11 protein-coding genes and 1 pseudogene are annotated in these 11,572 nt (G+C 66.5%); 4 read left to right on the top strand and 8 right to left on the bottom strand.

What is annotated here, in order from left to right:
- From ACFE7U_RS14895 to ACFE7U_RS14885, 3 genes and pseudogenes are all read left to right on the top strand, one after another.
- Positions 1 to 276, top strand: a pseudogene (locus tag ACFE7U_RS14895) (DEAD/DEAH box helicase); the annotation flags it as partial.
- Positions 277 to 580: 304 nt separating this feature from the next.
- Complete coding sequence (locus ACFE7U_RS14890) at positions 581 to 1,651, top strand: GGDEF domain-containing protein (protein WP_375410504.1); 1,071 nt, start codon at positions 581 to 583, stop codon at positions 1,649 to 1,651.
- 168 nt (positions 1,652 to 1,819) lie between these two features.
- The gene (locus tag ACFE7U_RS14885; RefSeq protein ID WP_375410503.1) at positions 1,820 to 2,812 is read left to right on the top strand and encodes a hypothetical protein; all 993 of its coding nucleotides are present in this window, start codon (positions 1,820 to 1,822) and stop codon (positions 2,810 to 2,812) included.
- Between the two features lie 33 nt (positions 2,813 to 2,845).
- Here ACFE7U_RS14885 and ACFE7U_RS14880 read toward each other — a convergent pair whose 3' ends face one another.
- From ACFE7U_RS14880 to ACFE7U_RS14845, 8 genes are all read right to left on the bottom strand, one after another.
- On the bottom strand, positions 2,846 to 3,223 hold the full coding sequence (locus ACFE7U_RS14880) for a HesB/IscA family protein (protein ID WP_375410502.1): 378 nt from the start codon (positions 3,221 to 3,223) through the stop codon (positions 2,846 to 2,848).
- 224 nt (positions 3,224 to 3,447) lie between these two features.
- Complete coding sequence (locus ACFE7U_RS14875) at positions 3,448 to 3,828, bottom strand: SUF system Fe-S cluster assembly protein (protein WP_375410506.1); 381 nt, start codon at positions 3,826 to 3,828, stop codon at positions 3,448 to 3,450.
- Between the two features lie 98 nt (positions 3,829 to 3,926).
- Positions 3,927 to 5,171 (bottom strand): cysteine desulfurase, encoded by a 1,245-nt coding sequence (locus tag ACFE7U_RS14870; protein WP_375410501.1) that lies wholly within the window; start codon positions 5,169 to 5,171, stop codon positions 3,927 to 3,929.
- A gap of 65 nt (positions 5,172 to 5,236) precedes the next feature.
- On the bottom strand, positions 5,237 to 6,559 hold the full coding sequence (sufD, locus tag ACFE7U_RS14865) for a Fe-S cluster assembly protein SufD (RefSeq protein WP_375410500.1): 1,323 nt from the start codon (positions 6,557 to 6,559) through the stop codon (positions 5,237 to 5,239).
- The gene (gene sufC / locus ACFE7U_RS14860; RefSeq protein ID WP_375410499.1) at positions 6,559 to 7,308 is read right to left on the bottom strand and encodes a Fe-S cluster assembly ATPase SufC; all 750 of its coding nucleotides are present in this window, start codon (positions 7,306 to 7,308) and stop codon (positions 6,559 to 6,561) included. The genes sufD and sufC overlap by 1 nt, the downstream gene beginning before the upstream one ends.
- Positions 7,309 to 7,441: 133 nt before the next feature.
- On the bottom strand, positions 7,442 to 7,906 hold the full coding sequence (locus tag ACFE7U_RS14855) for a hypothetical protein (RefSeq protein WP_375410498.1): 465 nt from the start codon (positions 7,904 to 7,906) through the stop codon (positions 7,442 to 7,444).
- A gap of 77 nt (positions 7,907 to 7,983) precedes the next feature.
- Entirely contained in the window at positions 7,984 to 9,453 is a 1,470-nt protein-coding gene (sufB, locus tag ACFE7U_RS14850) for a Fe-S cluster assembly protein SufB (RefSeq protein ID WP_375410497.1), read from the bottom strand.
- 70 nt (positions 9,454 to 9,523) lie between these two features.
- Positions 9,524 to 10,696 (bottom strand): cysteine desulfurase family protein, encoded by a 1,173-nt coding sequence (locus ACFE7U_RS14845; protein WP_375410496.1) that lies wholly within the window; start codon positions 10,694 to 10,696, stop codon positions 9,524 to 9,526.
- Between the two features lie 271 nt (positions 10,697 to 10,967).
- Between ACFE7U_RS14845 and ACFE7U_RS14840 the strand changes: the two genes are divergently transcribed.
- Positions 10,968 to 11,572 (top strand): alpha/beta hydrolase (locus ACFE7U_RS14840; RefSeq protein ID WP_375410495.1); only part of this gene is annotated, 605 nt, incomplete at its 3' end.

The following is an 11,572-nucleotide window of genomic DNA, read 5'->3' as shown; positions in this document are numbered from 1 at the left end:
AGATCCTCCTCGCGCGGTCGCAGGACATCGCGGCCGGCGGGAGTCGAAGCGGAGACCGTCGCACCCGAGCCCGTCGTGGCCCGCGAGCCGCCTCCCCGGGAGGCCCAGCCGAGGCCGGCCGCGGCACCCCGTCCCGAGCGCGTGCGGGAGGAGCGTCGTCCCCCGCCCCCACGCCGCCGCGGAGAGGACGAGGACGGCGATACCCCCGTCGGCCTCGGCGCGCATGTGCCCGCCTTCCTGTTGAGGCCCACCACCGTGAAGCCGCGCAAGGACTAGGGCTCGTCGCGACGAACCGCGGTTCGTCGAAACCGGCCCAGGTTCTCGTGTGATCCCAACTTCTTCGGGCGATCGGCAATCGCGTGCTCGATCACGCTCGGGCCTGTGGGGTCTTCGAACGCAGTTGATTGGATCAAGCCGCCGACCGCCGGCTCTTCGACAATAGATCATCGTGTCATCGCAAGGACAGCGGCATCGGGTCCTGCCCGCTTTAACGCGATCTCCATCATCTCTCGTCATCGTCGATCGGCCAGCGTTCGGATCGCAACCGAACCGTATCGACGGCCAGGGGATGATCGAGCGGATGAGCAGTTCCACCCACGGAGACAGGGAACGGACCTTCGCCCTGGCCGAGCGCGCGAACGAGCTGATGCGCGATTACGGCTCGTCCGCGACGCCGAGGGCCTACGCGGTCTGGTACACCTATGTGTCGGGTGCGCAGCCCTTGATGAACGACGCCGTCAAGCGCCTGACCGCGCATCAGGGCAACCTCACGGATTCCGACATCGACACCCTCTACGAGACCTATCTCGACAGCCGCCGCCTCTCCACCGAGGCCGAGCGGATGAGCACCAACGTGCTGGCCGAGATCGAGGGGATCATGGAGGTTCTCGATCTCTCGCTCGGATCGACCGCGCAATACGGCGAGTCGCTCAAAGCGCTCTCGATCGACCTCGACGGATCGAGCCTCAACCGGACCCGCGTGCGCGAGATCGTGGCCACCCTCGTGACGACCACCCGCGAGGTGTCCGCCAACAACCGCACCCTCGAGGCGCGCATGCGCGAGAGCCGCAGCGAGATCGAGACCCTGCGCGAGACCTTGGAGGCGACCCGCATCGAGAGCCTCACCGATCCGCTCACGGGTCTGGCCAACCGCAAGCATTTCGAGGAATCCCTGCGCAAGCTCGTGGAGGAGGCCACCTCTCAGGGTGCGCCCGCCAGCCTCGTCGTGATCGACGTCGACTTCTTCAAACGCTTCAACGATCTCTACGGCCACCTCACCGGCGACCAGGTGCTGCGGCTCGTCGCCATCGTGATGCGCGAACACGTCAAGGGACGGGCGACGCTCGCGCGCTTCGGCGGCGAGGAGTTCGGGATCCTGTTGCCCGACACCGACCGCGCCGCGGCCGTCGAGGTGGCCGAGAAGGTGCGCACCAGCGTGATGGGCCGCGAGCTCGTCAAGCGTTCCACCGGCGAGTCGCTCGGCAAGGTCACGATCTCGCTCGGCGTCGCCACGGCGCGAACCGGCGAAACGCCGGTCTCACTCCTGGAGCGCGCCGACATCTGCATGTTCATGGCCAAGCGCGACGGCCGTAACCGGACAGTGGACGACAGCACCGCGACGGATTCGATGGACCTTCCGCAGGTGGCCTAAAAATATCGTCGAGGTTGATAGAAGCGGGAAATTTACGGGTAATCCGTCGAACATATTAACTTCAAGTTGATATGTTGCGTTTTTGTTACAGCCGTCGGCTGGGGTGAGTGGTCTTCTGTGCAGGTTTGAAACTGCGCAGTGTCCACTGCAGCCCCGGGGCTGGCCGACATGATCAAAAGCATCCCTTATCTTGGCATTGCACTCGGGATCGGTTCGCTGGCCGGGGGCTGCTCGGTCTATCCGGTTTCCCAAGAAGCGAGCGGCGATAACACCTTCAATATCGTCGCCAAAGTCCGCTGTGAGGTCAGGGATGCCCTCAGAGGCATCGTGATCACCGAGGCTGAGAAATACCTGAGCGACCGCGTCTATGGATCGGAGAGCGGCCTCGAATTGGCAGCCCGCCTCAAGGCGAACCCCCAGGATTTCTCCCGCCTGAGAACCGAACTGTTCACGCCCAGCCTCAGGAAAGCGATCGCTTACTACCAGAACTCGACCATCAACTATGATTTCACCCTTCAGGGCACCGAATCCAACGTACAAGGTGTTCAGGGAGGCTTGATCAGGACTCTGCCACGGGACGTCGCGGTCGTTGGATTCGGCCTTGAAGGCGACCGGACCCGGGACGTCAAACGAAACTTCGAGATTTCCGATCACGCCATTACCTTGGCGCAGAAACCCGACGAGGATTATTGCCGGATGGTGCGGGACGTCGCGTTCATCTATCCCATGGGTGGGCAGAAGAACATTCGCGACCTGATCGAGAATTTCATCTTCCTCAATCTCGACGGGGAGCTCGAGGGAAGCACGAAAGAGCCGAATATCCGCCGTATGGGCGATACGATCCTGTTCAGGACGCGGCTGACCGGCAATCTGGCACCGGGCTTCACGTTCACGCCTCCTGGCGGCGCACTCGGTCTTTCCGGTCTATCCTTCCGGAACACCAACTTTCGGGAGGACTACCATCAGGTCATCGTCACGATCACGACGTCCGCGGTCGGCGCCGGCAAGGGCCTGTCCGGCCGGGGTCTGTCCGGCAAGGCACCGCCGTCCGATCAGCGCCGCGAGCAGGACGGCACCAATTCCATCGCGGTCATCCGGGCGAAGAACCTGCAGGATGCGGTCATCCAGTTGGGCGACGGCATCAGCCGGCTCTCTCGCTGACCATCGCGCCCTGGAGCGGCTCCGGGACCCGCGTCAGGCCGAAGCGCGCAAAGCCTCGGGATTTGCCGGCGTGATCGCCACCGATTCACCGCAACCGCAGGACGAGGTCTGGTTCGGGTTCTTGAACACGAACTGGGACGAGAGCTTCGAAATCTCGAAGTCCATCTGGGTGCCGAGGAGGAACAGCACCGCCTTCGGGTCGACGAAGACCGTGACGCCGCGATCCTCGACCATATCCTCGCCCGGCTTGGCCCCTTCGGCGTATTCCATCGTGTAGGACATGCCGGCGCAGCCGCCGTTCTTCACGCCGACGCGCAGGCCAGCGATCGGCCGGTCGGCGTCGGCGATGATCGCCTTGATCCGGTCGGCCGCCGCATCGGTGAGCGACAGGACCTTGAATTTCGAAGCCATGGGGTCTCTCCGGCAGCCGGGTTCAAGGCCCGGGCGGTTGAGGATGATCGTGCAACGTTAAGATAAGGATGCCAGAGGTCCGGGTCCACTCCCGTCGCCACGGGGCAGCACCACGCCGGTGTGATACGATCCGCGACGAGTCGGAGGGGAGCATGGTGGACGCAGCGCTCAGGCCCGCCGGGATCTGGCGCGAGACCTGACAGCGGGGACCTGAGGCCGTCGGCTCACCACATGTCGAGCGCGACGCGGGCCTCGTCCGACATGCGGCTCTGGTCCCACGGCGGATCGAACACCATGGTGACGGCGCAGGACTGGACGCCCGGCACGGCAGCGACCGCGGTCTCGACCCAGCCCGGCATCTCACCGGCCACGGGGCATCCCGGCGCCGTGAGGGTCATGTCGATGGCGACCTTGCGGTCGTCGGCGATGTCGACCTTGTAGATCAGGCCGAGCTCGTAGATGTCGGCCGGGATCTCCGGGTCGTAGACGCTCTTGAGCGCCGCGACGATATCGTCGGTGAGGCGATCGAGCTCCTCGGGCGGGATCGCCGAGTCGCTGGCAATGGCGGGGGTGTTGGCCCCTCCGGTGATGGTGGCATCGCTCATGGTGTCGGTCCTCTTGGTCGGGTGTCCCGCATCGTCGTCGATCCGGGACGGCCGCCGCATGAGCGGCGGCTGCGCCGCCGGAATGATCGTGTCGGGCGTCATGCGAACATCATCTCGGCCTTGGCCAGGGCCTCGGCGAGAACGTCCACTTCGTGCCTGGTGTTATACAGCCCGAACGAGGCGCGACAGGTGGAGGTCGCCCCGAACCGCGTCAGCAGCGGCATGGCGCAGTGGGTTCCGGCCCGGATCGCGACGCCGTAGCGGTCGATCACGGTGGCGATGTCGTGGGCATGCGCGCCCTTCATCTCGAAGGCGATGACGCCGCCCTTGCCCTCGGCGGTGCCGATCATGCGAACGGAGTTCATGGCGCCGAGCTGGTCCTGCGCATAGGCGAGCAGCCCGGCCTCATGCGCGGCGATCTTGTCGCGACCGACGCTCATCATGAATTCCAATGCCGCACCGAGGCCGACCGCCTCGACGATGGCCGGCGTCCCGGCCTCGAACCGGTGCGGCGGGTCGTTGTAGGTGACGAAGTCCTCGCCCACCGTGCGGATCATCTCGCCGCCGCCCTGGTAGGGCGGCAGGCGCTCCAGCCATTCGCGCTTCCCGTAGAGCACCCCGATGCCGGTCGGCCCGTAGACCTTGTGACCGGTGAAGACGAAGAAATCGCAGTCGAGCGCCCGGACGTCGATGGGCTGGTGGACGGCGCTCTGCGCCCCGTCGAGCAGCACCGGCACGCCGTGCGCGTGGGCGATGCGCACGATCTCGGCCGCCGGCGTCACCGTGCCGAGCACGTTCGACATATGGGTGATCGCCACCATCCTGGTGCGCGCGGTGAAGAGTTTTTCGTATTCTTCGAGGAGGAAGTTGCCGGCGTCGTCGACGGGCGCCCACTTGATCACCGCACCCCTGCGCTCCCGCAAAAAGTGCCAGGGCACGATGTTGGAATGGTGCTCCATGATCGAGAGGATGATCTCGTCCCCCTCCCCGATCTGGCCCATGAGCCCCATCGACGAGGCGACGAGGTTGTAGGCCTCCGTCGCGTTGCGGGTGAAGACGATCTCGTTGGTGGAGCCCGCGTTGAGGAACTGGCGCGTGGTCTCCCGCGCGCCCTCGAAGCCTTCGGTGGCCGCATTCGCCATGAAGTGCAGGCCGCGATGGACGTTGGCGTAGCCCGTCTCCATGCAGGCCACCATCGCGTCGATCACCGCGCGCGGCTTCTGCGACGAGGCGGCGTTGTCGAGGTAGACCAGCGGCTTGCCGTAGACGGTCTGGGCGAGGATCGGGAATTCCTTCCGGATCGCCTCGACGTCGTAGGGCGCCTGCAGGACGGGTGCGTTCATGGTGAAACCTGATGCGTTTCCGGTAGGCGGGACCCTCCCCTGCGCGGCGAGGGTCCCAGCAGTGGCTAGCCTCGGGTCCTGAGCCAGCCCTCGATCTCGACGATCAAGGCCTCGCGCGCGCCCTCGTGGGACACCGCCTCGATCGCCTCGCCGAGGAAGGCCTGCACCAGCAGGCTCTCGGCCTCCGGCTTCGGCAGTCCGCGGGCCATGAGGTAGAACAGGAGGTCGTCGTCGAGCGCGCCGCAGGTGGCGCCGTGGCCGCAGGCGACGTCGTCGGCGAAGATCTCGAGCTCGGGCTTGTTCATCATCTGGCCCTCGTCGGAGAGGATCAGGCAGGCCGACATCATCTTGCCGTCGGTCTGCTGGGCCGCCTGCTGCACGATGATCTTGCCCTGGAACACCCCGGTGGCCGCGCCGTCCACCACCGTCTTGAACAGTTCGCGGCTGACGCCTCCGGTCGCGGCGTGGTCGGCGAGGAAGGTGGTGTCGGCGAGTTGCTTGCCATTTAGCATCGACGCCCCGTTGACGATCGCCCGGGCGTCGGCGCCCGCGAAGTTCAGGTAGACTTGGTGCCGCGAGAGCACGCCGCCGACGACAACGTTCACCGTCTCGATGGCGCTCTGCGCCCCGAGCTTCGCCGACAGCGTCGAGAGCGCCACGGCCTCGCGGCCTTCCGCGTTGAGGCGGGCGTGGCGGAAGGTGGCGTTGTCCCCCACCACCACGTCCACCGCGTCGTTCGGCTGGTAGGAGACGCCGTCCGGACCCTCGTGGGCCTCGAGGATCGTCGCCTCGGCGCCGTCTTCCAGGACCACGAGCACACGGGTGGCGGTGGAGAAGGCCTGCGATCCGGAAGCGACGAAGCGCAGGTGGATCGGCGTCTCGACCTTGATGCCAGCCGCCACGTGGATCAGCGCGCCGTCGGCCAGGAAGGCGGTGTTGAGCTGGTAGATCGGGTTCTCCGAAGCCTGCCGAACGGGGGTGAGCCGGTCGAGGAGCGCGTGCCCCTCGGTCAGCGCCTGCGTGAGCGGCGTGACCGTGACCCCATTCGGGACCTTGGCGAGGTCGGAGGCGTCGGCGATCAGGTGGCCGTTGACGAAGCTGAGGCGCACGGCCTCGACGCCCGAGAAACCCTTGGCGCCGGCGATGGCACCGTGGGCCGCCTCGACGGAGGGCATCTCGGCGGGCGTCGCGGCGTCACGGAAGGCGGAACGGAGATCCGTGTACTTGAACGCCTCGACCCGGCGGGTCGGCAGGCCGACCGCCTCGAAGTAGCGGAACGCCTCCTCGCGGGCGATCGACACGCCCGTGGGATAGCGCATCTTCGTCGCTTCGAAGAGCTTGGCGAGGCCGGTCTCGGCCGGCGAGCGGAGCGGGGTGACCTCGGCCATCAGGCAGCCTCCGTCCGGTACTCGGCGTAGCCGCTAGCCTCAAGTTCAAGCGCCAGCTCCTTGCCGCCCGACTTCGCGATGCGCCCCTCCGACATCACGTGGACGACGTCGGGCACGATGTAGTTCAGGAGCCGCTGGTAGTGGGTGATGACGAGGAAGCTGCGTCCCTGCGCGCGCAACGCGTTCACGCCCTCGGAAACGATGCGCAGCGCATCGATATCGAGGCCGGAATCGGTCTCGTCGAGCACGCAGAACTTCGGCTCCAGGAGCGCCATCTGCAGGATCTCCATGCGCTTCTTCTCGCCGCCGGAGAACCCGACGTTCAAAGCGCGCTTGAGCATATCCCGATTGATCTCAAGCTTCTCGGCTGCGGCGTTCACCTTGCGGATGAAGTCCGGCGTCGAGAGCTCGCCCTCGCCGCGCGCCCGGCGCTGGGCGTTCAGCGTCGCCTTGAGGAACGTCATGGTGCCCACACCCGGAATCTCCAGGGGGTACTGGAAGGCCAGGAACACGCCGGCGGCCGCGCGCTCGTCCGGGCTCATCTCCAGGATGTTCTGGCCGTCGAGCAGGATCTCGCCCTCGAGGACCTCGTAATCCGCCTTGCCGGCGATGACGTAGGAGAGGGTCGACTTGCCCGACCCGTTCGGTCCCATGATGGCCGCGACCTCGCCGTCGTTCACGGTGAGGCTGAGGCCGTTGAGGATGCGGTTGTCCTCGATCTGGACGACGAGGTTCTTGATTTCGATCATATCAGCAAAGTCCCAGGTTTCAGTGTTGGCGCCGGCGCGCGAGGCGCGGCCTGATGATCAGACAGGTTTCCGACGCGCGGAGGCATCCGCCCCTGCCATCGCATTCATCTCCGGCTCCCGTAGCGAGCCATCCTCAATCCCCCACGCCGAGATACCGGATCACCAACTCGATCATCCGCTTGCGCAGGGCCGTCTTGGTCAGCGGGTCGAACTCGCCGAGCTCCGTCCGCTGCATGGTGGCGCGCTGGCCGCCCGGCGCGAACAGCACCGACAGCTCGCCGCCCCCCGTCACCACGATGGCGACCTCCGCCGGGCGCCCCACCTTGGCGAAAGCGACCTGGTTGGACTTGAAGCCCGTCGAGACGCCCCATTGCTTGAGGGCCTTGGCGTTCTCCACGTCGCTCTTGTAGAACGCGGCGAGGAACTCGCTCGCCGCGCGGTACCGCATCCGCCTCTCGGCCTCGGCCCGGCGCTCCGCCGCGCCGAGATGGCGCAAAGCCTCGTCAAAGCCCGACGTCACCGGCGCCGGCGGCGTCTCCGACCACCCGATGTCGCTATCAGGCGAAGCGTCCGGGGAGGGTTGGCCTTCCTGCTGCATGGGTCGTGGCTCCAGACGTGCACCCGGCCCCAAGACTACCATGGGAACGACACCCATGGTTGCATGACCGAGTCCTGTCACCCCACCGAGCCTTCCAGGCTGATCGAGATCAGCTTCTGCGCCTCCACGGCGAACTCCATCGGCAGCTGCTGCAGCACGTCGCGCACGAAGCCGTTGACGATGAGCGCGGTGGCCTCCTCGTTCGAGAGACCACGGCTCTGGCAGTAGAACATCTGGTCCTCGGAGATCTTCGAGGTGGTCGCCTCGTGCTCGAATTGCGCGCTGCTGTTCTTCGACTCGATGTAGGGCACGGTGTGCGCCCCGCACTGGTCTCCGATCAGGAGCGAGTCGCAGTTGGTGAAGTTGCGGGCACCCGTCGCCTTGCGATGCGCCGAGACGAGGCCCCGGTAAGTGTTCTGCGAGCGCCCCGCCGAGATGCCCTTCGAGATGATCCGGCTCGTGGTGTTCTTGCCGAGATGGATCATCTTGGTGCCGGAATCGACCTGCTGCATGCCGTTCGACACCGCGATCGAGTAGAACTCGCCGCGGGAATTGTCGCCGCGCAGGATGCAGGACGGGTACTTCCAGGTGATCGCCGAGCCGGTCTCGACCTGCGTCCACGAGATCTTCGAGTTGGCGCCGCGGCAATCGCCGCGCTTCGTCACGAAGTTGTAGATGCCGCCCTTGCCGTCGTTGTCGCCCGGGTACCAGTTCTGGACGGTCGAGTACTTGATCTCGGCGTCATCCAGGGCAACGAGCTCGACCACGGCGGCGTGGAGCTGGTTCTCGTCGCGCTTGGGGGCCGTGCAGCCCTCCAGATACGAGACGTACGAACCCTTGTCGGCGATGATGAGCGTGCGCTCGAACTGGCCGGTATCGCGCTCGTTGATGCGGAAATAGGTCGACAGCTCCATCGGGCAGCGCACGCCCGGCGGGATGTAGACGAACGAACCGTCGGAGAAGACCGCCGAGTTCAGGGTCGCGAAGAAATTGTCCGTCACCGGCACGACCGAGCCGAGGTATTTTCGGACGAGCTCCGGGTACTCGCGGATGGCTTCCGAGATCGGCATGAAGATCACGCCGGCCTTGGACAACTCGGCCTTGAAGGTGGTGGCCACCGAGACCGAATCGAACACCGCGTCGACGGCCACCCGGCGCTCGGGCGCGATGCCTTCCAGCACCTCGACCTCGCGCAGCGGGATGCCGAGTTTCTCGTAGGTCCTCAGGATCTCCGGGTCGATCTCGTCGAGCGACATCGCCGCCGGACGCTTGGGCGCCGCGTAATAGTAGATGTCGCTGTAATCGACCTTGTCGTACGAGACGCGGGCCCATTCGGGCTCCTTCATGGTCTGCCAGCGCTTGTAGGCGTCGAGCCGCCAGGCGAGCATCCACTCGGGCTCGTCCTTCTTGGCCGAGATGAAGCGCACCACGTCCTCGGAGATGCCCTTCTCGGACTTCTCCATCTCGATGGTGGTCTCGAACCCGTACTTGTACTGGTCGAGGTCGATCGAGCGGACCCGGTCGATGGTTTCCTGCACTGCAGGCATCAGGCGTCTCCTGGACTCACCGGCTTCAAGGACCGGCTGTTTGCGAGAGGATGGCGTGGGCAAGCGGCTTTCATGCCGCGCGGCCCTGCCGATGATATAGGGCGGCGATGAGCCGTTCTAAGGTGACAAGGAACCGCGCGGTGTCGCTTTCCGTGCTGTTCCACCCCAGGCTCACGCGGAGCGCCCCTGCGGCCAGCGCAGGGCTGACGCCCATGGCCGCCAGTACGGGCGAGCGCGCCACCTTGCCCGAGGCACAGGCGGAGCCGGACGAGACCGCAACCCCGGAAAGGTCGAGGGCGATGAGAGCCGTCTCGGCGTCGAGGCCGGGTACGGCGAGGTGCAGCGTGTTGGGCAGGCGCGGCGCCCCCTCCCCGAAGATCGCGGTCTCCGGCGACATCGCCCGCAGGGACATCTCGGTGCGGTCGCGCAGGGACGCGTCGATCCCGGCGACAAGCCGCTCCCGCGCGATCCTGGCGGCGACGCCGAGCCCGACGATGCCGGGCAGGTTCTCCGTGCCCCCGCGCAGGCGCCCCTCCTGGCCGCCCCCGCGCAGGAACGGTGTATCGAGGTGGACGCCCTCCCCGAAAACGATCGCCCCGATGCCCTTGGGGGCCGCGAACTTGTGGCCCGAGAGGGTGAGCGCATCGAGGCCGAGCGCCGCCATGTCGACGGGGATCTTGCCTACAGCCTGGACCGCGTCGCTGTGGACGAGGGTCCGGCCATGAGCCCGGGCCAGGGCCGCGACCTCGGCCAGCGGCTGGATCACGCCGGTCTCGTTGTTGGCGGCATGGACCGAGACGAGCACGTCCTCGTCGCGCCAGGCGTTCAGGGCCTCGGCCAGGACGTCGAGCCGGATCACGCCTCTCGCATCGACAGGGATCACGCCGACGCGATCGACGGCGAAGCGGTGACCCGCGAGAACGCAAGGATGCTCGGTGGCCCCGACGAGGAGCCGCGTCGGAGCCGGCCCGCCCCTCCGGACGAGGGCACCGGAGAGGACGGCGTTGGCCGCCTCCGTCCCACCGCTCGTGAAGACCACCCGCTCCGGTCTCGCCCCGACCAGGGCCGCCACGTCGGCCCGGGCCTTCTCGAGGACGGCACGGGCAGCGCGGCCCTCCGCATGGATCGAGAACGGGTTGCCGGCAAGCATGAGCGCGCGCGCCACCGCCTCCGCCACGTCGGGATGGACGGGAGAGGTCGCGTTGTGATCGAGATAGGCGCGCGGAAACTGCGATGTCTGCATCAGGGCCGGAACCGACTAATCCTTGCTTTTGCCCCCCGCGACCATGCTAAGGCGCCGGACGACACATGCGTCCGATCACCCGGCGGTCGGGAAGCGAACGGCCCGGAACCACCGGGACCGCACTTGTTTAGAACTCTTCTAATCGACTAGAATTGTTCTAAGGGTGCTTTTAGGAACGTCGCCCTGCGAGTCAAGGCGTGGCGCGGTCGCGCGGCCCATTCGGGCGGCGGCCTTGGCTGCCTCCGGGGACGACAGGAGTTTTGGAAGAGTCATGCCCGAAGTCATCTTCACCGGCCCCGCCGGACGTCTCGAAGGGCGCTATCAGGCCCCCAAGAAGAAGGGCGCGCCGATCGCCATCGTGCTGCACCCGCACCCGCAATTCGGCGGCACGATGAACAACCAGATCGTGTACAACCTGTTCTACACCTTCGCCAACCGCGGCTTCGCGGCCCTGCGCTTCAACTTCCGCGGCGTCGGCCGCAGCCAGGGCGCCTTCGACCACGGCACCGGCGAACTCTCGGACGCGGCCTCGGCGCTGGACTGGGTGCAGGCGGTGAACCCCGAGGCCAGGGCCTGCTGGATCGCCGGCGTCTCGTTCGGCTCCTGGATCGGGATGCAGCTCCTGATGCGCCGCCCCGAGATCGAGGGCTTCATCTCGATCGCCGCCATGGCCAACCGCTACGACTTCACCTTCCTCGCCCCCTGCCCGTCCTCGGGCCTGTTCGTCCACGGCTCCGAGGACCGGGTCGCGCCGGCCCGCGAGGTGATGCCGGTGATCGAGAAGGTGAAGACCCAGAAGGGCGTCATCATCGAGCACCAGATGGTGGAAGGCGCCAACCACTTCTTCGACGGCAAGGTCGACGAGCTGACCCAGAC

The sequence above is a fragment of the uncultured Methylobacterium sp. genome (assembly GCF_964251405.1).
Lineage (GTDB): Bacteria > Pseudomonadota > Alphaproteobacteria > Rhizobiales > Beijerinckiaceae > Methylobacterium.
This window is presented reverse-complemented; position numbering and strand designations above follow the sequence as displayed.

Coding starts and splice junctions, on each gene's coding strand:
- ACFE7U_RS14885 (WP_375410503.1), top strand. CDS start 1,820: ATGATCAAAAGCATCCCTTATCTTGGCATTGCACTCGGGATCGGTTCG.
- ACFE7U_RS14870 (WP_375410501.1), bottom strand. CDS start 5,171: ATGAACGCACCCGTCCTGCAGGCGCCCTACGACGTCGAGGCGATCCGG.
- ACFE7U_RS14875 (WP_375410506.1), bottom strand. CDS start 3,828: ATGAGCGATGCCACCATCACCGGAGGGGCCAACACCCCCGCCATTGCC.
- ACFE7U_RS14845 (WP_375410496.1), bottom strand. CDS start 10,696: ATGCAGACATCGCAGTTTCCGCGCGCCTATCTCGATCACAACGCGACC.
- ACFE7U_RS14855 (WP_375410498.1), bottom strand. CDS start 7,906: ATGCAGCAGGAAGGCCAACCCTCCCCGGACGCTTCGCCTGATAGCGAC.
- sufB (WP_375410497.1), bottom strand. CDS start 9,453: ATGCCTGCAGTGCAGGAAACCATCGACCGGGTCCGCTCGATCGACCTC.
- sufD (WP_375410500.1), bottom strand. CDS start 6,559: ATGGCCGAGGTCACCCCGCTCCGCTCGCCGGCCGAGACCGGCCTCGCC.
- ACFE7U_RS14880 (WP_375410502.1), bottom strand. CDS start 3,223: ATGGCTTCGAAATTCAAGGTCCTGTCGCTCACCGATGCGGCGGCCGAC.
- sufC (WP_375410499.1), bottom strand. CDS start 7,308: ATGATCGAAATCAAGAACCTCGTCGTCCAGATCGAGGACAACCGCATC.
- ACFE7U_RS14890 (WP_375410504.1), top strand. CDS start 581: ATGAGCAGTTCCACCCACGGAGACAGGGAACGGACCTTCGCCCTGGCC.